The 20,588-nt window shown below is 62.7% G+C and carries 13 protein-coding genes; 2 read left to right on the forward strand and 11 right to left on the reverse strand.

The annotated features are described in order from the left end of the window. Positions 1-7 precede the first annotated feature (7 nt). Complete coding sequence (locus EKO19_RS00635) at positions 8-2,362, forward strand: fatty acid cis/trans isomerase (RefSeq protein ID WP_129774483.1); 2,355 nt, start codon at positions 8-10, stop codon at positions 2,360-2,362. A gap of 9 nt (positions 2,363-2,371) precedes the next feature. Here EKO19_RS00635 and EKO19_RS00640 read toward each other — a convergent pair whose 3' ends face one another. Together EKO19_RS00640 and EKO19_RS00645 are read right to left on the reverse strand one after the other, a co-directional pair. Continuing rightward, the gene (locus tag EKO19_RS00640; RefSeq protein WP_129774484.1) at positions 2,372-3,748 is read right to left on the reverse strand and encodes an aldehyde dehydrogenase family protein; all 1,377 of its coding nucleotides are present in this window, start codon (positions 3,746-3,748) and stop codon (positions 2,372-2,374) included. Then, positions 3,748-5,142, reverse strand: coding sequence for an aminotransferase (locus EKO19_RS00645; protein WP_129774485.1), 1,395 nt, complete (start codon positions 5,140-5,142; stop codon positions 3,748-3,750). The genes EKO19_RS00640 and EKO19_RS00645 overlap by 1 nt, the downstream gene beginning before the upstream one ends. Before the next feature lie 90 nt (positions 5,143-5,232). Here EKO19_RS00645 and EKO19_RS00650 point away from each other — a divergent pair, with 90 nt between their 5' ends. Next, the gene (locus EKO19_RS00650) at positions 5,233-5,709 is read left to right on the forward strand and encodes an Lrp/AsnC family transcriptional regulator (RefSeq protein ID WP_129774486.1); all 477 of its coding nucleotides are present in this window, start codon (positions 5,233-5,235) and stop codon (positions 5,707-5,709) included. 45 nt (positions 5,710-5,754) lie between these two features. Here EKO19_RS00650 and EKO19_RS00655 read toward each other — a convergent pair whose 3' ends face one another. The 9 genes from EKO19_RS00655 to EKO19_RS00695 all read right to left on the reverse strand — a co-directional run bounded on the left by EKO19_RS00655 (position 5,755) and on the right by EKO19_RS00695 (position 20,534). Continuing rightward, a complete protein-coding gene (locus EKO19_RS00655) occupies positions 5,755-7,347 on the reverse strand; it encodes a carboxylesterase/lipase family protein (protein WP_129774487.1) in 1,593 nt (530 codons plus the stop codon). A gap of 5 nt (positions 7,348-7,352) precedes the next feature. Next, positions 7,353-10,337: a TonB-dependent receptor gene (locus EKO19_RS00660; RefSeq protein ID WP_129774488.1), complete on the reverse strand. Its 2,985-nt coding sequence runs from the start codon at positions 10,335-10,337 to the stop codon at positions 7,353-7,355. A gap of 96 nt (positions 10,338-10,433) precedes the next feature. Next, positions 10,434-11,369: a FecR family protein gene (locus tag EKO19_RS00665; RefSeq protein ID WP_129774489.1), complete on the reverse strand. Its 936-nt coding sequence runs from the start codon at positions 11,367-11,369 to the stop codon at positions 10,434-10,436. Continuing rightward, the gene (locus tag EKO19_RS00670; RefSeq protein WP_129774490.1) at positions 11,366-11,926 is read right to left on the reverse strand and encodes an RNA polymerase sigma factor; all 561 of its coding nucleotides are present in this window, start codon (positions 11,924-11,926) and stop codon (positions 11,366-11,368) included. Before EKO19_RS00670 ends, EKO19_RS00665 begins: the two co-directional genes overlap by 4 nt. Beyond that, positions 11,923-14,082 carry a S9 family peptidase gene (locus EKO19_RS00675; RefSeq protein ID WP_129774491.1) on the reverse strand — a complete coding sequence of 720 codons (2,160 nt, stop codon included), beginning with the start codon at positions 14,080-14,082 and terminating at the stop codon, positions 11,923-11,925. The genes EKO19_RS00670 and EKO19_RS00675 overlap by 4 nt, the downstream gene beginning before the upstream one ends. A gap of 4 nt (positions 14,083-14,086) precedes the next feature. Next, positions 14,087-15,112, reverse strand: a complete 1,026-nt coding sequence (locus EKO19_RS00680) for an extracellular solute-binding protein (RefSeq protein WP_129774492.1) — start codon at positions 15,110-15,112, stop codon at positions 14,087-14,089. Between the two features lie 33 nt (positions 15,113-15,145). Further along, a complete protein-coding gene (locus EKO19_RS00685) occupies positions 15,146-16,387 on the reverse strand; it encodes an erythromycin esterase family protein (protein WP_157995040.1) in 1,242 nt (413 codons plus the stop codon). Between the two features lie 110 nt (positions 16,388-16,497). Then, a complete protein-coding gene (locus tag EKO19_RS00690; protein ID WP_129774494.1) occupies positions 16,498-18,177 on the reverse strand; it encodes a serine hydrolase domain-containing protein in 1,680 nt (559 codons plus the stop codon). Between the two features lie 11 nt (positions 18,178-18,188). Further along, a complete protein-coding gene (locus EKO19_RS00695) occupies positions 18,189-20,534 on the reverse strand; it encodes a TonB-dependent siderophore receptor (RefSeq protein ID WP_157995041.1) in 2,346 nt (781 codons plus the stop codon). Positions 20,535-20,588: the final 54 nt, after the last annotated feature.

Genomic DNA, 20,588 nt, shown 5'->3' on the forward strand with positions numbered 1-20,588 from the left:
GGCATCCGTGAACATTCGAGCCCGTCCCTTGCGCTGGCCGCTGGTCGCCGCCCTGCTCATGCTCGCGACCGGCTGTGCCGTCCTCGCCGCGCGTCAGCTCGATACGGAATATGGCACGACCTCCGCCAAGGAGTTCACGCCGGCAAGCTCGGCGCCGGTGTCCTACGAAAAAGACATTCGGCCGTTGATGGAGAATCGCTGCCTCGTCTGCCACGGTTGCTACGACGCTCCGTGCCAGCTCAAGCTCGACTCCTACGAAGGCATCCTGCGCGGCGGTAGCAAAGATCGGGTCTATCACTCCGCTCGTCTGACACCGGCCGCGACTTCACGACTGTTCGAAGACGCACAGACCACGGCGCAGTGGCGCGAACGCGGCTTTCATCCTGTGCTCAACGAGCGTCGCGACGAGAGCACTGCCAACGTACAGGCCGGGCTGCTGGCTCGGATGCTCGAGCTCAAACAATTGCATCCGCTGCCCGAAGGCAAGATCCTGCCGGAGAGCTTCGACTTCTCGCTGGGCCGCGCCGAGCAATGCCCGAAGATCGAAGAGTTCGAAGGCTTCGCCGACAAATATCCGTTGTGGGGCATGCCCTATGGCCTGCCGCCGCTCAGCGACCAGGAGCACGGCAAACTCATCGGCTGGCTGGCGGCAGGCGCGCCGGCCACCGGGCCCGCAGCGCTCAGCGAGCGCCTGACCAGGGAGCTGAATTACTGGGAAACCCTGTTCAACGGCGACAGCTTGAAACATCAGCTGGCCGCGCGTTACTTGTACGAGCATTTGTATCTCGCCCACATCTACTTCGAGGACAAGGGCGCCGATACCGTGTTCTTCAAGGTGGTCCGCTCGCGCACGCCGCCCGGGCAACCGCTCGATCTCATCAGCACTCGCCGTCCTTACGACGATCCCGGTGTGGCGCGCGTGTACTATCGGCTGTGGCGCGATCCCGCGAGCGTCGTCGCAAAGACCCACCTGCCGTATCTGTTGACCCCGGCCCGCCGCGATCTGTGGCGCAAGTGGTTCATCGACGCCGACTACACCGTCGCAGCGCTCCCCGGTTATGACGCGCATACCGCGTCCAACCCGTTCTATACCTATCAGCGCATTCCTTATCGCTCGCGCTACAGCTTCCTGCTCGATGAAGCGGAGTTCACCATCATGAACTTCATCAAGGGGCCGGTGTGCCGGGGCAATATCGCGCTGGACGTCATTCAAGACCGCTTCTGGGTGTTCTTCACCGCGCCGGAGTCGGCGGTCGGTCCGGAGTTCTCCCAGTTCCTGGCGAATCAGGACGAGAATCTGAAACTGCCCGCCGGCGTCGACAGCGGACTGTGGTCGGTGACTCATTGGCTCAGCTACGCCGGCGCGCAGCGTCGCTACCTCGAAGCCAAGGGAAATTTCATTCGCAAGAACGCCGATGCATTACGCGCCGCCGGACTGAATACATTCTGGAACGGCGAAGGCCACAATCGAAACGCCGCCCTCACCGTGTTCCGCCACTACGACAGCGCCACCGTCGTGCAGGGGATGGTCGGCACCCCGCCGCAAACCGCGTGGCTGATCGACTATCCCATCCTGGAGCGCATCCACTACCTGCTGGTCGCGGGCTTCGATGTGTATGGCACAGCTTCGCATCAGGCGATGACGCGCATGTACATGGACTTCCTGCGGATGGAATCGGAGATGAACTTCGTCGGCTTCCTGCCGCCGGATCGTCGCAAGGCCGAGATCGATCAGTGGTATCGCGGCGCCGAGAAGGACGTGCGCGAATATCTGAATGCCTATTTCGAGCGCGAGGCCCTGCTGCCGCCGTTCGAGGCGACCACGGATGATCCCAAGGCCGAGCTGTTCGCCGCGCTCCGCAAACGGATGGCGCCGATCCTCAACCAAAGCAACGATCTGTCGCACTCCGGCTTGTCGGCCCGCAGCGTCGCGACCCTCGCACAGCTGGACAACCTGCGCGGCGTGCCGGCGTCCATCGTGCCGCAGGTGACATTCATCAACGTCAGGGATCACGGCTTGCTCACTCTGTTGAGCAACAGCGCCTACACCAACATCGCCTCCATGTTCGGCGAAGCCAATCGCCGTCTGGTGGCGGAAGACAGTGTGACCCTGGCCAATGGCGTCATCGGCGCCTATCCCAACGTCTTCCTCGATGTGAGCGAAGCGGACCTGCCCGAGCTGGTGAGCCGGATCCAGCAACTGCGCAACGAAGCGGATTACGCGGCGCTGCTAGACCGTTTCGGTGTCCGCCGTACCGACCCTCGCTTCTGGTCGCTGAGCGACCAGTTGCTGAGCAAGTATCGTCGCGCGGAGCCGCTGACCTCCGGCGTGCTCGATTACAGTCGTTACGACAATCGCTGAGCCCGATCGCTAGGCGCTGCGTCGGACCACATACAGTTTCTTTTCCGACATGGCTTCGATGGCATCGGCCACCCCTTCCCGGCCGAGCCCGGCGGCGCCGCCACCGCCGAAGGGCATCGCGTCGATGCGAAAGTCGGTGCTGTCGTTGACGATCACCGCGGCCGCATTCGCCACGCTGTAGGCGCGCAACGATGTGTCAATGGAGCTGGTGAAGATCGCGGCGTGAATGGCGTCACTGGCAGTCGCCAGGCGATGCAGGAGATCGGCGGTGTCCGTGGCAATCTCCAACGTCGCGACCGGTCCGAATATTTCCTCACTCAACAGCGGATGATCCGCGGCGAGCCCTTCGATCCAGGTGGCGGCAACTCGATTGCCAGCCTCCCAACCACCGCTGAGCACTTCCGCCCCAGCGCTGCGAGCCTGATCGATTTTGAACATAACCCGGCGCGCCGACGTTTGATCGACCAGTGGGCCCAGCTCCGTCGCTTCATCGCGTTTCGGCCCCATCCGCATGGCGCCCGCCAGCGAGCACAGACGCTCACGCAGCGCAGGCGCGATCTTCGCCTCGACGATGACCCGTTGCGCATGCACGCAGTTCTGCCCCGCCGCCCAAAATGCACCCGAGTGAATGGATTGCGCCGCCGCTTCGATATCGGCGTCCGCTGCCACAGCCACTACACCGACGCCGCCCAGTTCCGCGAGCAGACGTTTGAGCCCGATCCGTGCGGCAATGGCAGCCCCCGCAGTTCGGCCGCCCGTGAAAGAAACAACTCTGGGTCGACGATCGGCAACCAGCATCGCGCCCAGCTCGGCACCGCCGAACGCAATCTGCACCGAGCCTTCCGGCGCGTTTGATTCGCGAAAATGCTCCACCAGCTTGAGCGCCGAGAACGGCGTCTGCGGATGCGGCTTGATCACCACCGGCGCGCCCAACGCAAAAGCCGGCCCGAGCTTGTGAGCCACCAGGTTCAATGGATCGTTATAGGGCGTGATCGCGGCAACCACGCCGGCCGGCTGCAACTGCCACCAGCCCATCCGATCGACGCCGCCGCGAGCCTGATCGAAAGGAACGACTGCGCCGCCAATGCGCTTCGCTTCTTCGGCGGACAACCGCAATGTTTCTACACAGCGCGCAACTTCGCGGCGCGCCTCGCGCAGCGTCTTGATGCCTTCCGTCGCAATCAGCTGCGCATGATCCTCAGCTTGTGCCTCGACCCTGCCGGCGACCGCCGTCAATATCTTCGACCGCTCGTAAGCGGCCAGACGTGGAGCGCGCAACGCGTCCGTGGCTCGGGTAAGAATGCGATCGAGCTCAACCGCACTGGTCGTTTCGACCTCCCCGACGACGCTGCCATCATCGGGGTCGCGCACGACGATCGTCGACATTACACAGCCCGTTCGCGTTTGAGCTGTTCCGTCACTTCGACCACGGCATCGCGCGTGATCTCCGCAATGATTCCGGCATCCGCCTGCGTCAGCACCAACGGAGGCGCAAATCCCAGGATGTCGCCGTGAGGCATGGCACGCGTGATCAGCCCTCGCTTGCGAGCGGCGGCGGACAACCTCGCTCCCACTTTCTGCGCGGCATCGAAACGTCGTCGAGTGGTCCGGTCGGCAACGAACTCGATAGCTGCCAGCATGCCAACGCCACGAATCTCGGCAACGAACTCATTCGAGCCGAGCGCATCGCTCAATTGTTTGCGCAAATAGGTGCCGACGCGCTCGGCGTTGTCGGCCAGCTTCTCCCGCTCCAGGATGTCCAGGCACACATTCGCGGCCGCCGCTCCCAGCGGGTGACCGCTGTAGGTGTAACCGTGCGAGAAAGCACCGACCTGATCGGCAGCATCGCGTACCACATTCCAGATGCGCTCGCCGATGATGGAGGCGGACATCGGCACATAAGCGCTGGTCAAGCCTTTGGCCGCCGTGATGAGGTCGGGCTTCATACCATAGCGATCGCTGCCGAACGGCGTGCCGATGCGACCGAAACCGCACACCACTTCGTCCGCGATCAACAGCACATCGTAGCGATTCAACACCGCCTGGATCTGGTCCCAATAACCCTCGGGCGGTGGAATCAAACCACCCGTGCCGAGCACGGGCTCGGCGATGAACGCGCCCACGGTCTCCGGCCCTTCCTGCAGGATCAACGCTTCCAGTTCAGCCGCGCGACGCTTCGAGAACTGCTGTTCGGTTTCGCCCGCCTGAGCGCCCCAATAGTGATGAGGCACACCTGCGTGCCGCACGATGGGCAGCGGCAGATCCATGTGCTGGTGATAGAACGACAGGCCGGTCATCGACCCTGAAATCACCGAGCAACCGTGATAGCCGCGCTCGCGCGAGATGATCTTCTTCTTGCGCGGCTGGCCACGCAGGTTGTTGTAGTACCAGACCAGCTTGGCGTTGGTCTCGTTGGCGTCGGAGCCGGACAAGCCATAGAACACCTTGCTCATGCCGGCCGGCGCCATCTCGATCAGGCGAGCCGACAGTCGTGCCAATGCTTCGGTCGTGTGGCCGGCGTACGAGTGATAGTAGGCAAGCTTGCGAGCCTGCCCGGCGATGGCTTCGGCAATTTCCGGGCGCCCGTAGCCGACGTTCACACAATACAGCCCGCCGAATGCATCGATGAGCTCGGTGCCGTCCGCTCCTTTGATACGAACCCCCGAACCGGACTCCACCACGAAGCAGTCCGCCGCCCCGGACGCATAGTCCTTGGCCTGGGTGAAGGGGTGCAGGACCGACGCACGGTCCATGGACTTGAGCTGTTCGAGCGAGGTCATGGGCAAATTCTCCTTGGGAGTCGATAAAATCTACCTAACGGCCCTGCGATAAGTTCGCAAGATTGATTCGGGAATGATAAAAGTTATCGCATGGAGACCGAACTCGACGCCGCCGACTACCGCTTGCTGGAGCTGTTGCAGGCCGACGCCCGCACGCCGATCGCGGCGCTGGCGGAGATCGTCGGCCTGTCCGAACCCGCCTGCTATCGGCGCATTCAGCGCTTGAAGCGCGAAAAAGTCATCGAGCGGGAAGTCGCTGTGGTGTCACCGCGCACCATGGGATGGCCGCTCACGATGATCGTGCTGGTGACGCTCGAGCGCGAGCGCACGGCCATTCTCGACCAGTTCATTCGTAAGCTGCAGGGCGTGCCGGAGATCGTCGAGGCCTGGTATGTCACTGGCGATTACGATTTCGCCTTGCGCGTCGTCGCCCAGAGCATGGAGAGCTTCGAGACGCTGACGCGCGACGTTCTGTATGCGGACAACTTCGTCAAGAACTTCAAGACGCTGGTGACCATGCGCACCGTGAAGACGCAAAGTCCGCTCAAAGCGGCCGTCATCGAGTAATCGACTCAGCGCCCACTCAAAGCGGTCATCGCGGAGCGATCGAGCTCAGCGACGGGAATCGCCCGTCATGGATGGCCGTTCCCAGAACCGCCGGATCTCTCCGCGAGGATCGTCGTCCACCGCCAGCTGCTCATCGAACACGGCGACCTTGCGCCTGGTCGTCTCGAACGGCAGCCAACTGAGCCCTCCCGGCAGCTGCGGCTTGCCACTACGTGCGAACTCGATACACGCGGATGCGAGCTGATGACACAACCGGCGGCCCACGGCCGATCCGCCACCCACGATGGCGTCGCGAGCATTGTTGAAAGTTGCCGGCACGTCGACGAAATGAACCGCGCCGAACTTGCCGTCATACGCGGGCGACGGCCAACGCCATAGATAGGAATACACCGGCGCTCCGCCCCGCCGCACCCGAAGCTCGGCTTGCGTGAGCAGCGGCTTGCGATAGTTGAGATCCGAGAGCATCTGCGCCTGGATCAGAAACGGCGTCTTCCGCGGTGCCTGGTCTCGATACAGCGCAAGGATCTCACGCGCTTGATCTGGATACCGGGACTGGATGACCTCGAGTAGCCCCGCCTCGTCCAGATCGAAGTTGGTGTTGAACATCGCCGCATCTTCCAGCGTCGAGGCCATCATCAGCGGCACATCGTCGCTCGGCGCCGGTTGCTCGGAATCGAAATAGTGCCGGGGCAGCGCCTCGATACCGACGACCGGCGCGAAATCCGTCATTCCCAGCTGCCACTGCGCCTCAATGAGTCGCTGCCACGGCACGCGTTGCAAAGCTCGAATATTCGAAGCACGCAAGCCCAGCGTCGATAACAGCTTCTCGGTATTCGCGGTCGCGGCTTCGCGTGAAGCCAACCGCAATCTACCGCCACTTTGAATGATGGCGCGGTGGAACAGCCCGCGGGCTGCCGGCATCGCCAGCAACGTCGCGACCTTCGCGCCGCCCCCAGACTGCCCGACGATGGTCACGCGGCTCGGATCGCCACCGAATTCTCGAATGTTGTCGCGAACCCAGGCCAGCGCCGCCACCATGTCCAACGCACCGACCGCACCGGCCGAGGCGAACTCCTCGGGCACACCGAGATCCGCCAGGTGCAAATACCCCAGCGAGGCCAGTCGATGATTGACGGTAACCACCACGACATCACCGAGCAATGCGAGGTTCTTGCCATCGTAGCCCGGCGAGTTGGCCGTACCACGATCGAAGTTGCCGCCGTGAAAAGAAACAAACACCGGTCGTGGCGTGCCGTCGCGCAGACCGGGCGTCCACACGTTCAGGTTCAAACAATCTTCACTCATCACGCCGGCCGACTGATCCCAGCCGATCAGCTGGAAATACTCGGAGCGAAAATCCATTGCTCGCAGCCCCGCCTGCGGACAAAGAGTGGTGAAGCCAAGGCACTCGCGCACACCCGCCCACGGCTGCGGCTTGAGTGGCGGCATGAAACGATTGGCGCCGCCGGTGGGCGCGCCGTAGGGAATGCCCCGGAACTGAGCTATCGGCCCGTCCATCACACCCATCACCTTGCCGAAGCGGGTCTCGGCGATGGGCAGCACCGGCTCGGCCGACCAAAGGGGCTGCGCAATGGCAGCCCCCGCGACACCGAGCAGCATCGATCGACGGGTCAACATGGACACTAGAACTTGGTGCTCATACGCACCGAATAATAGCGCCCGGTCGGATCGTACGAGTTCAACGGATAGTTGCCGTAGATGGAGGTATCCATGGGCGGCTCGCGGCCGAACACGTTGTCCACCGCCGTCGTCACCCCGACGCGATCGAACTGATAGCTCAACGACAGATCGGTGGAAACATACGCGCCGAGACGACGCTTCACCGTGCTGCCTGGATTGTTCACCGAGCTGAAGCCGTTCGTGCCGAGCGATGCGCTCCAGCGATCCAGCGACCACTGCACGTTGGCGCTCGCCTTGAGCTTCGGATATACCGCCATGAAATCGCGGACCGTGCCGAGATAGCTCACCGGATCGCTGCCCGGCATATCCACCTCTTCGAACGTGAGATAGCGCGAGCCATTGAGGCCCACCGTGAACGTGCCGATATCGAACTCGGGCAGCCGGTACTGGACCGAGAAGTCGATGCCGTCGACGGTGCGCTCGGCGAGGTTGAACGGTCCGCGAGTCACTTGAAGAATGCGGTTGGCCGCGCTGTCGAATTGCACCCGATCGGCGAACTCAGCCCCCGCGTTGCCCGGACCGCCGGTCGCGAAATAGCGATCGATGATGTACTGCACGCTCAGATCGCGCACGATGTCCTGCTGTTCGATCCGGAAGTAGCCGGTCGAAACCATCAGACCGGGCACGCTGTCCGGCCGGAAAGTCACATCGAGGTTATAGATGTCGCTGCTCTCCGGCTTCAGCTGCCGATTGCCGATGGAATAGATATCCAGCGCGAAGGACTGGCCGCTACGCGGATCGCGAAACGACTGTTGCGGCGTGGTAAAACCGTTGCTGGCAAGATCCGTCACGCCGGGCGCCACGAAGCCCTGACTATAAGAGCCGCGCACCAGCAGCGAGTCGATCGGCCGCCAACGCAACGATACCGAGCCGACCGTGGTATCGAACATATCCTGATAATCTTCGGCGCGCCCTGCGAGGTCCAGCGTCAAGCTGTCGAACAACGGCACGTTGACTTCGGCGAAGTAACCCGTGATGTCATAGAGGAAGTCATACGGGAACGACCCGCGGAAATCGTAGGTCGCCTGGCCCAGTGGCCGATCGACGTAGCTACGACGACGCTCGACGCCAACGGCGCCGGTCATCCTGCCCGCCGGCAACTCGACGATCGGTCCACGCACCGAGGCAATCACCGACTGCTCGTACGAGTTCTCATCGAACGGCAACGTCACACGCAGCTCATCGATCACCGTGGCGCTGTTCGGGCCGAAAGGATTGAAGGCATCCGGCGTGGTCCGAGCCAGTGCGCGCTCCAGCGCCGCGAGGTTGATCTGATTGGCCTGCGATTCATCGCGATTGAACTCGGAACGATTGAAAGCCACCTGCCAGTCGTAGTCCGCACCGATCCGACCGCGCAGGCCGGCGACGATCCGGTACTCGTCGCGCTTGAGCGTGCGCTCCGTGTAGCCGAGTTCCGCGAAGCGCAGGTCCCAGTTCAGAATGTCCACCGCATTGCCACCGAACAGCTGCTGGTTGTAATAGTTGGTGGCGGGAATGCGCAGATTGAAGATGCGAGGCGGACCATCGTTGATGGTGGCGACCGAACGCGCGCCATTGGAGACCGTCAGCGCCGCCGCATAGTAACGATCGCTGGTGTCGGTCTTGGTGTAGCTGAAATCGGAGAAGAACGTCAGTGTGTCCTCGATCAGCTCATATTCCAGGCTGCCGAACAGCGAGGTCTGCTGCAGCGGGAACGTCACGTAGAAGCCCTGATTGGTCGCGGTATTCCAGGTGTCGGTCGCAGTGTTGCGCAACCGGAAATCGCCGGTGCCGGTGGGCTGCGTGACGCCATCGCGAATCGTGTAGCGCCCCGGCGTGCTGCCGGCGCCGAAGAATCCGGCGGGAAACGTGAACGAGCCCGGCACGCGCACCGAATTGACGTTGCGAGAGCCATTGAACAAATCGCGCCGCTGCAGGGAAGTGATGCCCTTCTGATCCAGATACGACGCGCCCAGCATCAGGTTGCCTCGCCCATCGCCGATTGGCGTGCCCGCGAGGAACGAAGCCGAGACAGTCTCGCGGCCGCCACGCGAGGAATCGCCATAGAACGTATCGAAGGCGATGCCATCGAAATCTTTCTTCAGGATGTAGTTGATCACGCCGGCAACCGCGTCGGTGCCGTAGATGGCCGAGGCGCCACCGGTCAGCACTTCGACACGTTCGATGGCAGCGGCCGGAATGGAGTTCATGTTGGACGCGCCATTGACGCCATCCTGCGCGATACGAAAGCCGTTGACGAGGAACAACGTATTCTTGGCTTCGAGACCGCGCATGCCGATGGCGGCCTCACCCTCGCCGTTGAAGCCCCAGGTGCCGCGGCCGTCCGCGGACAGGGCGACGGAAAGCTTCTGCAGAAAGTCGGCCGGCGTGGCCTGCGCGCCCTGTTTGAAATCTTCGATGTTGATCGTGGTCACGGGCAGCGGACTGTCGTCCGCCTGGGCCAGACGCGAGCCGGTCACTGTGATCTCCGCGATCGCGCTGCCTTCGTTCGATTGCGATTGGGTTGACGGCGGCGTCGAGTCGCGCGGTGCCGGCACCGTCTCTTCAGCAGACGCCAATCGCAGGCTGGCCTGCGGCACGGAGCTGGTCTTCTCGGTAACCTTCCCTACGGTGATCGACGTATCGCCGACCACTTGGAAGCGCAGACCCGCCGGGTCGAGCAGCCGCAGGAGCGCCTGCTTGATCGGCAACGCGCCGTTGATGCCGGTGGTCGTCTGGCCGGTCAGATCTTCGCGAATGATGACTTGCAGGCGCGACTGCTGCGAGAACTGAATCAGCGCCGCCGACAGATCCTGCGCCGGGATGTTGAACTCGATGCGCTTGTCCAGATCGGCGCCGAGCGCGCCCTGTGCCAACAAGCTCGCCAGCACCGCGAGCGCGACCCGACTGCCTCTCTTGCTGCCGCGCTGATGAATTGACTCGCTCATCCGTTCTCCCCTGCTGCTTTTTGTCCGGCGGATTTGCCAACGCAGCTATGACGAGCGACCGTCAGATTTTTGAACCTCGGTGCGGCAAAGAAAGTTCTAGCGCGAGCTGAGGACGATCTCGCCATCGTCGACACGCCGCACGCTGACCGGATAGGCGGCCTCGATACCCGCGAGCCAATCCTCCAGCGAGGCGGCGAACGCCGTGCCCGTGAACGGCAGTGACGCGATCTCGGGATCGTCGATCACGATCTTGTGCTCGGAGTAGCGGTTCAGATCCTCGATGACCGAACCCAGCGGCTCACGAACATACGCCAGCTCGCCACTGCGCCAGGCCAACGCCACCGCTGGATTCACTGTCGCAATGGACGCGGTCCGGCGTCGATTGGAATAACGCAGCTGATAGCCGGCGGCGGCGCGCCACGTTTCCCGATCGCCCGCCACTTCGACGATGCCTTCCTCGACGGTGACGACGATGTCATCGTCCTGGCGGCGCACGTCGAACGCCGTGCCGACCGCGGTCACGCTGACCGCACCCGCCTGCACGACGAACGGCCGCAGCCGATCGTGCTTCACCTTGAAATACGCTTCGCCCGAGGACAGATCGAGCTTGCGGGTCGGGCCGCTGAAATCGAGGTTCACCAGGCTTTGCGCGCCCAGAATCATCTTCGAGCCATCCGGCAAGGTGGCCGCACGGTTGCTCACGGCAGCCGTGACGACTGCAGATGATGGGGATTGCATCTGGACAATCGAGAATGTCAGCGCCACCGCCGCCACGCCCGCCGCCAAGGCCCACGCGACTCTCGAGCGACGCACCGGTTTGACGACCGGCAGCTGCTTGAGCGCGTCCAGATCCTGCCAGTCCCGCTGCAAAGCTTCGTAAGCCGCAAGATTCCGGTCGTCGGCATGACACCAGCGCAACCACTCCTCCACATCCGCTTCGGTGTGAGTGGCACTGTTGAGTCGAAGCAGCCAGTCGCCCGCTTCCTCCAACCGCCGCAGCTCATCGGGCTGTATCGTTTGCTGCGTGCTCATGCCTTGAGCAACTCCCTGGCCTGCGCGATCGAGTGGCCTTCCCGCCGCAACCGGATATAGATCAGCGCGCGCGTGATGAACTTACGCACCATGCGCTCGGAGATCCCCATGCGGATGGCGACCTCCTCCAGAGGCCGATCCTCGAGCTTGTGGAGCCGGAACGCTTCCCGACACCGGTCGGGCAATTCGTCAACCGCGTCACGAAGCAATTGCAACTCCTGCTGTGCGATCGCGGCTCGCTCGGCGCGCGGCTCTTCGCAGAAATCATCGAGCGAGCCCAGTCGATCCACGCGTGAACGCGAGCGCCGCTGGCGCAATCGATCGACCGCCAGGTTCTCCGCGATCCGAAACAAATAGGCGCGCAGATAACTGACGGCCCCTTGCGCGGTATCCAGCTGCAACAGCTTGACGTACGCTTCCTGGGCGACTTCCTTCGCCTCCTGTTCGTTCTTCAGTCGGCCCACGAGCAGGCCGACCAGCATACGATTGTGCTCGCGAAACAAACGCGCCACATGGGAGCCGCGTTCGTCTTCGGTTGGCAACTCGTCGAGTTTCATTCGCCCCGCAAGGTGCGTTCGAAGAAATCGAACACCTTGTCCATGGGCCGCGCTCGCGGTCCAACGTGTCCTGCTTCCGGCGCGATGGAGAATTCGACGTGCGTGCCCTGCTCCAGCAGGCGGTAGCCCAGATCGATGATGCCCTCCATGTGTCCCGAGCGGTCCAGCTCGCCCATGGTGATGAGCGTCGGCGCGCGCCAGGCTTCGATGTCGGCAACCGACGAGGAACGAAACGCCAGATCTTCGATCTGCACTCGCTCACTGAGCCTGATCAGATCGGGCGGCGCGCTGGGCCAGCCTTCGTCGCGCTGATCGAGCTTCATCTCGCCCACCCAGTCTCCGACTCCGCTCATGTGTGCGCCAGCCGCGAAATACTGCGGCAGGCGTGAGAGCGCCAATGAAACGATGAAGCCGCCGTACGAGCCGCCCATGATGCCAATGCGCTTCGCGTCCACGTCACTAAGACCTCGCAGGTACAACACCAGCGCTTCGATATCCTTGACCTCGCTGCCACCCGTCGCGCCGCGCCCCTCAGGCAATCGATATTCGATGCCATCACCTGTGCCGCCGCGATAATTCATCTCGACAAACACATAGCCACGCGACGCCGCGTATTGGCCCAACGCGGTGTACACGCCATTACCCGGCGACACTCGCCCCTCGGGGCCGCCCTTGGATGAAATGATGACGGGATAGCCGCTCTTGGGAGCGGGGCTGCGCGGCCAGAAAATCAGCTGTTGAGAAACGACGCCATCCGCGGCCTTCACCGGCACAACATCGGTATCAACGAACTGCTCCCACACCTGCGCCGTACGAGTCGACACCTGAGAGTACGCACCGAGCGGACGAGCCTGCGCTTTCGTCGTCAGAAGCATATGTCGATTCGGTATGCGTCCCTTGTCATTGCTCAGGTACGCAACCACACCGCCCGCCAGCTCCATCGGGCTGTGCTCGACACCGCCCGAGGTGAGACGTTCCGCTTTACCGCCGTTCAACGGCGCACGCCACACGTGCAGGCGCGCTGAGTCGTCCACATTCGAAGCAAACAGGATGCTCCGGCCGTCGCCACTCACGACCGGCAGCGTCACTTCGCCTTTACCAGTCATCAGCGGCTTCGGTGCGCCACCCTTCGCGCCGATGGCATAAGCCGACACCCATCCGGTTTTCTCCCAGGGGAAGACGATGGCGCCGGTCGAAGTCCAACGCAGCTGCGTCACCTCGGCGTTGGGTTCCATCCACGAGCCGATGCCGAACGGCTCAAACACGCTGCCGATACCAGCATCAGCCTGCCACAGCGTGCGAACGGCATCGCTGTCCGCCGCGGCAACGAGCAAACTCCACGGCGCACCTTGTTTCCTCGGCGAAAAGCGGTACTCGCGGCTCCAATTGCCCGGCATGCGCACGAACGCCACCTCGCGGCCATCGGGCGACCAGACCGGCGATTGATCACGGAAGATGCCGGGTTGGAGATAGCGCGCCTTGCCGGTGGCCACGTCGAGAATGGCAACGTAGCTCTGCGCCGCCCGACGCCAACTGACGTACGCCAGCCGGCGACCGTCCGGCGAATAGGTCAAGCTCGTGAGCTTCTGGGCCGCGTAGTGCTCCGCGTTGTTCTCGAGCATCGGCCGCCGCGACAGCCGTGTGCCATCGACGCGATATTCATACACCATCGGTCCACGCACAGTAGCGAACGATCCCCCGTCGGGAGCGAACACCGGCGCCCCCTCGGGAACATCGCTGCCGGTGGCCAGGCGCTCACTGCGTCCATTGGTCACATCGACTCGCCAGAACTCCCTGGTGTCGTTCGCCTGATACGGACCGAACGCAGGCGTGGCAGACCCGCGCGTGTAGTAGAGAGTGACATTGTCGGGCGACGCATAGGCCGCGTTCAACGTGCCACCGTCCTGCGTCGCCAGCAATTCACGCGGACGAAAATCCGGCGCGAACGCAATCATCAACCTGCTGCCTTCGATCCATGCGGCATACCGGCCCGACGCCGGCACGACCAGATTGTTCGCCCTGAGCTGCAAGCTGGTGTGGGCTTCGAGGGATTCAGCCAGCGTGAACGACGACGCCGCATCTGCATGCAGCGCCGTCACCATCATCCCAACCGCCACCATCATGCCGCTTCGAATGCGGCGACTGAGTTTGTTCATCGGCTCACTCTGCCTGCCAGGCGCGCCAGCCCACGGCACGGTAGATGCCGTCGACTTCGTCGTAGTGCAATTCCAGATCGTTCAAATTCAGGTCGTCGGCGCGAAAGGTGCCGAACGATTGCAGCAGCGGGCTGGGGGCGACATCGCTGCGGACCGGATACTTGAACACGTTTTTCGACAGCAGCGCTTGTCCTTTAGGACTCAGCAAGAAGCGCACGAGCTTCATCGCATCGTCCTTACGGGTCGTACCGGCGCGCACGCCGACACCGGTCACGTTCACATGTTGACCGGCGCCATCCTGATCGAGCCAGGCCACCCCCAGAGTGTCGGCGAGCTTCAAGCCATTCGTCTTTTCGCGTCCCTTCGCCATCTCGTAACAGATGTAGTACGTGTTCACGAAGCCGAGCGCGAACTCGCCTTTGGCGACTCGCCAGATATTGCCGGTGTCGCCGGAGTACTCGGGATACACACCTGCATTGTCGCGCACCGCCTTGGCCCAGGCCGCCGCGCTCTCGTAGCCATCGTGCACGATCATCGATGCGAGCAACGAACGGTTGTACACGTTGGACGCCCCGCGCAAGGCGATCTTGCCCCGCCACTTCGGATCGGCCAGATCGCGATACGACTTGATCTCGCCGGCCTTCACCTGCGCCTTGTTGTAGATCACCGCGCGGGCCCGCAACATCACGCCGTACCAGGCACCATCCCGGTCGCGCCAGCGAGCCGGCACGATCGCGTCCAGATCCGGCGAGCGGATGCGCTCGAACGAATTGAGCTTCTTCGCTTCGGTGAGGCTCTTGTAGTCCGACACCAGAATGACGTCGGTGTCGAACTTGTCGTAAGAGTCGGTGACTTTGACGGCGATGCCGCTGTCTTTGCTGAACTCATCGATGACGGGCTGAAGGAACTGCGCGCTGTGATACCAATTGACGGTGAGCGGCTCCTTCTCCGCAGCACTCACCATCGGTGCCGCCCATGCGCAGGCTGCAACCAGGGCAGCACGAATCCACGTGACTCTGCAACGAAGCATCAGACAGGCTCCTGAAAAAGATTGGGAGGCCGGCTATTTGCCGGTGAGATGCAAGGGTGAGATTGCGTCGATGTACAGCAGCGCGTCGAAAGCGGCCGCCGGTTTTATCTGGTTGTATTCTTCGCGCACATTGATGTTGCGCACCGGCCGCGGCTGCGCGAACCAATCGCGTACCGGGCCGGCATTCGGCAACGTGCGCAGATCGAGTAGAAAGCTCGGCTTGCCGACGCGCGACATCACGCCGTTCAGGCTCTCAGGCTTGGACGGCGGCACGGCGCGCAGCTGATTGTCGAAACCAAACATTCCGAGCCAATCCCGCGTTTCGCCTCGGTGGTACAGCGAGGCGATCACCACCAGGTCGTTGCCGAGCAGAGGCTGAACGAACTCAGCCATCGTGCTGTGTAGCTCAGCATCGTCCGCCGGCAGCATGCGCCACTTGGCAACGTGCGAGTTGTGCGCGAACACGAACAACCGTCCCTTCGGCCCTTCCCGCTCCAACACCCAACGCAGGTTCTCGGCGGCGGCGATGTCGCGCCCCTGGCCCTTCATGCGCGAATGCGCCACCAGCTGTCGCGCGGCGACGGCGTGTCGATAGGCGCGTTGATACGCGTCGAGTGAGCTCTTGGCCGCCCAGAGCACCTGGTAGCGTTCGAACAGGCTCACCAGCTCTTGGACGGCAATCACCAGTTGATCTTGTGTCGATGGCTCGGTCTTAGGCCATTGCGTAACGTTGAAAGCCGGCAGCAACGGGGAGAAGCGGCTTTCGACGGCTTGCGCGCGTTTGGCGTCGACGGTGCGCATGTAGTCGATCGCGGGTTGCACGAGCAGGCGGCCATCGGGGCGCGTTGTTCCGCTCATCTCCAGGCCGTAGAAATGGACCTTTCTCGATGTGGTCGGCCGTGCGTTGTAGGCCCGCATCCACTCGACCAGCGCGCGGTTCTCTTCGAACGACGCTGCGGTCCACGAGAAGACGCCGTGAGTGGCGGCATCGAGGTCTTTCGACTTGCCGGTGACGTAGTCGTCGGTCATCCAGCCTTCGGAGAGGCTGGTTTCCGCCGCGATGGCCGTGAAGCCGAGTTGCTCGACGGCATAGGCAAACATTCGATTGCGCAGGGTCCAGAGTTCACTGGCATTGTGCGTGCCTTCGCCGAATGCCAGCACCCGCGCGTCGCCGACCACTGCTTTGAGCGGAGTGAGGTCGTCGCCAAATGGGACGGCGTGCTGAGCGGACCATGCGACAACTCGCTCCGCGTCGTCTGCGGCCGTCGCCGCCATGAACGGCGTGATAGCAACGGCCGCTAACAACCAAGCGGCGAACGTGCGGAAAGTCAGACCGCGCGGCTCAAAGCGACGGCGATGACCAAGCCGAACAAGTTGGCGGCAACTCATTTCACACGCTCGAACGCCACATCTTTGATCCAGCCGAACTGGTTGGTCAGATCGAGGCCATTGATGAGACCGTCCCGGCCACGCTTGAAGCGCACGACCATTCGATTATCCAGGTCGTAGAACTCATCCTGCAGCAGCGGCTCGAAGCGCCACGCTTTGGCTTTATCGCCCTGCTCCACGATGCGCGCCGTGAGTTGCCCGCCCTGCACACTGAAGCGATACGTTGCACTCAGCTCAGCGCTGAGATAGTCCCCCGCGTAGCTCGCCATCTGCGCCGACGTAGGCGCCACCGGCTGGACTCGCGCAAACACGCCGGATCCATACTTCCTGCCCTCGACCTGACGCAGCGTACTGGCGGCAGCATCCACCGGCCCGCCGAACTCGATAATGATGTTCTCTTCATTACGGAAGCGCGCCGGTGCGAGCGGCAGGAAGTCATATCGTTTGGCGTCACCATCGACAATGAGCTTGTTGTCGCCCGCCTTCACCAGCATCGGGAGCCGCAGCTCCGGCTCGCGATACACACCCGCGAAACGATCGAGTTGAGCGCGAGTGAGTCGAATCGTCGACTCCCCTCCCGCCGCTTTGCCTTGTGGCGCCAGCCCCAGGAAAATATCGGCGACCGCCATCACGACTTCCTGCGCATACACGCCGTTGTTACAGAAGCCGAACACACCGAGCTTGCGCTGCGGAAACATCATGGCGAGCGCCTTGTAGCCCTCGCCCGATCCGCTGTGCGCCACCTGTTCGATGCCGCGATAGGGATTGAGCCGTAGACCGAACCCATAGTCCAGGGCAGTCCCGTCGAGCAAGCGACCCGGAGTGCGCAGCAGTTTCGTGAGCGCCGTGCCACCGGCCAGACCACTTCGTTCTGCGAACAGGTTATTGGCCCACTTCGCGTAGTCATCGAGCGTCGTCATCAGTCCGCCCGATCCGAGATGCGCCGGTGCTTCCCCATCGGTATTGCGCCAACCGTTCTTGACGCGAGAGTACGGCAACGCGCGCCCCGCAGTACCGCGAGTGCCCGATCCGAAATACGTATGCGTCATACCGAGCGGTCGAAAGATATTCTCCTCGGCGTAAGCAGCAAGCGACTTGCGCGTCGTTCGCTGGATGATCTCAGCCAACAGCAGATAGCCGCCGTTACCGTAGAGATACTGCGTGCCCGGTTCGAAGTTCAGCGCGCGCTGGCGAGCGAGCAAGGCGACGCGAGCGGCCTGTGTCTCATATCGTTCCGGATTGCCGGTGAGGCTCACCAGCCTGCCATGATCGCGTATCCCGTCCGTGTGATAGACCAGCTCCGCAATGGTGATCGGCCGTCCATAGTCGGGCATCTCCGGCAGATACTTGCGGATGTCGTCGTCCAGACTGAAATACTTCTGCTGGGCGGCAATCGCGACCGCCGCGGCGGTGAACTGCTTGGTGATCGAAGCGACGCCAAACACCAGCTCAGGGGTATTGCGCGCCTTCGATTCCATATCCGCGAGCCCGTAGGCGTCCTTGAAGGCCCATTGCCCATCCTGAAGCACTCCGACCGCGCATCCCGGCTCGCCCGCTTTCTCCTGACTCGCGAGAAACGCCGCGGCCCGCGCCGCCGGCGTGCCCGACGCCGCCGCGTGCGTCATGCACGAGGCGAGCGCCAACACGAGCGGCAGCACCGATCGGACTGTCGTCATGACTTTCACGCTTACAGCTTGTAGCCGATACGCACCAGATAGTTTCGATAGGCGTCGTAAGAGATGCGGTTGGCCGAGATCGCCGAATACACGTCCTCATCCGTAACGTTGTTCACCAGCAGACTGATCTCGAAATGCTGATTCAAGGGATAGTACGCACCGAGATCGACCCGAGTGTGGCCCGGCAGACGCAATGTGTTCTGATCGTCGGCAAAGCGCGCATTGACGTTCTGTACCGCGATGGAGAACGCCAGACCGTCGAACCAGCCACCGACCAGGTCGTATCGAGACATGAGCGAGAACGTGTTCTTCGGGGCGTTGGCCAACTCGTTGCCGTCCAACACGCGATCGGTGCTGTTCACCTCCGTCTTCATGTGCGCGAAGGCGGCGTACAGCGTCCAGTTCGGCAGCGGCTGACCGTTCACCGACAGCTCCACACCCTGCGACTTCACATCGCCGAGCGGCAACTGGAAGCCCGGATTGTTCGGATCCGGCGCGAGCACGTCGGGCTTCTCGACCTGGAACACCGCGAGGTTGCCGATCAACCCCGAGCGGCCGAGCGTGACCTTGGCGCCTGCCTCGATCTGATTGCCTTCTTCGGGCGGAAACGGCTTTGCACCAGCGGTCGTGCCACTGCGCGGCAGGAACGACTCGGAGCGATTCGCGAACAGCGAGATGTCCGGCGTGAGCTCGTACACCGCGCCGAACTGCGTCGGCCACGCGTCCTGCGACAGTTTGGTCGTGACCCGGTTGGTGGTGCCCGCCGCCTGGAAAACGTTTTCCGATTCGATCTTCGCGTAGCGCACGCCGAGAATGACGTGCAACCTCTCGGCGAAAGAGATGCGGTCTTGCAGGAACATGCCGGTGGTATCGGTCTTGATGCCCGAGCCATTGATCAGCAGCGGATTGGGAATCACCGAGTTGTAGACCGGCGCGTACAGATCGAGCGGCGTGGTCGCGATGTTGGCGCGTCCCTTGAAATTGTCCTGATCCTGCGACAGATAGTCGCCGCCGATCACGAAACGATGCCGCGCCGGACCGGTCTCGAACTCTCCGGCCAGATCCAGGCGCCCGGCGATGTCATCGCCGCGTGAATCGATGGCCAGGAAGCGCAACCGGCGCAGCGTGCGAAAGTCCGTGTTCAGAAAGCCGTTGGACACGATGTCCGCGGCGTCCTCCTGACCGTACGTGTAAGTGGTCACCAGCTGCGCAGTCAGCGTATCGGTGAAGGAATGTTTCAGTCGCGCTTCGATGCGTCGGGCATTGCGCGTCGTCCCCACCTCCTCCTCGTCCGGATTGGCGGGGAAGAACGAGCGGCGATAGTCGCCGTTGGGATTCGGCGTGATCAATCCGGCCGCGGGTCCGCCGAGCCAGGTGCCCGCGCCCCATTCATTGCGCGAGTACAAGCCTTCCAGCGTCAGCAGCGTGCGATCCGAAAGATCGATCTCGACGACCGGCGCCACGACGATCTTGTTCAAGCTCCAGTAGTCCAGAAAGGATTCGCGATCGCGCCACTCGGCGTTCAAGCGCACGCGCACGCTGTCGGACAGCGGACCGCCCACGTCGATGGAATAACGCTGATCGTTGTAGCTGCCGAAGCCCGCCTCGGCGCTGAGATGAAATGCATCCTTCGGCCGCTTGGTCACGACGTTCACGACCGCACCGGGCTGCATCGAGCCGTACAGGACCGACGCCGGCCCCATCAGCACTTCGACGCGCTCCGCGTTGACCAGGTCGGCACCGTGATTCATGGTGTCGAGCGTCACGCCGTTGATGGTGCGAACGGATTGAAAGCCACGGATCACCGTCTCGCCCGGATTGAAACCGAACTCCGAATAGCGCGATGCGGAAGTCGGCACGAAACGCAGCACGTTGTACGTATCGACGGCGGCCACGCTCTCCAGAAACTCCGGATTGAACGCGGTGAGGGTTTGCGGAATGTCTTTCTGCGTGTACTGAGTTGCGCGACCGAATACCGTCACGGTATCGAGCACAACTTCCGACAGGGTGTCCGCGCTGGACTCTTCCTTCGTCGACGCAGTTGCCTGACGGATCATCAACGCGCCCGATGACGAGCGAACCGCGACCAGACCGCTATCCTGCAGCAAGCGCTCGAGCGCGGCTTCGGCGGTGAACTCGCCCTTCAACTCCGGCGCAGTGAGCTTTTCGACGAACTCGCTGCTGACGATGATCTGCTGTCCGGAGATCTGCCCGAAGCGCTGCAACGCCTGCGACATCGGTTGCGCAGACAGATCGAAATGATAACTGGGCACTTCAGCGGCGACCGCGGCTCCCATCAACGCCGCCGCGACAGCAACTACCAGCGGCGAGGCCGCCTTCGAGAATGTTCGGACCATACGCATGCCTTATAAGAATGTGGGCGCTGACCGTTTCGCGCTCCCCTGCAAGGA

The sequence above is a fragment of the Peristeroidobacter soli genome (genome assembly GCF_004138485.1).
Taxonomy (GTDB): Bacteria; Pseudomonadota; Gammaproteobacteria; order Steroidobacterales; family Steroidobacteraceae; genus Steroidobacter; species Steroidobacter soli.

Excerpts from the sequence above, each read along its gene's own strand:
- EKO19_RS00690 (WP_129774494.1), bottom strand. The coding sequence starts at position 18,177 with ATGACGACAGTCCGATCGGTGCTGCCGCTCGTGTTGGCGCTCGCCTCG.
- EKO19_RS00665 (WP_129774489.1), bottom strand. The coding sequence starts at position 11,369 with ATGAGCACGCAGCAAACGATACAGCCCGATGAGCTGCGGCGGTTGGAG.
- EKO19_RS00650 (WP_129774486.1), top strand. The coding sequence starts at position 5,233 with ATGGAGACCGAACTCGACGCCGCCGACTACCGCTTGCTGGAGCTGTTG.
- EKO19_RS00675 (WP_129774491.1), bottom strand. The coding sequence starts at position 14,082 with ATGAACAAACTCAGTCGCCGCATTCGAAGCGGCATGATGGTGGCGGTT.
- EKO19_RS00660 (WP_129774488.1), bottom strand. The coding sequence starts at position 10,337 with ATGAGCGAGTCAATTCATCAGCGCGGCAGCAAGAGAGGCAGTCGGGTC.
- EKO19_RS00640 (WP_129774484.1), bottom strand. The coding sequence starts at position 3,748 with ATGTCGACGATCGTCGTGCGCGACCCCGATGATGGCAGCGTCGTCGGG.
- EKO19_RS00685 (WP_157995040.1), bottom strand. The coding sequence starts at position 16,387 with ATGGCGGCGACGGCCGCAGACGACGCGGAGCGAGTTGTCGCATGGTCC.
- EKO19_RS00680 (WP_129774492.1), bottom strand. The coding sequence starts at position 15,112 with ATGCTTCGTTGCAGAGTCACGTGGATTCGTGCTGCCCTGGTTGCAGCC.
- EKO19_RS00670 (WP_129774490.1), bottom strand. The coding sequence starts at position 11,926 with ATGAAACTCGACGAGTTGCCAACCGAAGACGAACGCGGCTCCCATGTG.
- EKO19_RS00655 (WP_129774487.1), bottom strand. The coding sequence starts at position 7,347 with ATGTTGACCCGTCGATCGATGCTGCTCGGTGTCGCGGGGGCTGCCATT.
- EKO19_RS00645 (WP_129774485.1), bottom strand. The coding sequence starts at position 5,142 with ATGACCTCGCTCGAACAGCTCAAGTCCATGGACCGTGCGTCGGTCCTG.
- EKO19_RS00695 (WP_157995041.1), bottom strand. The coding sequence starts at position 20,534 with ATGGTCCGAACATTCTCGAAGGCGGCCTCGCCGCTGGTAGTTGCTGTC.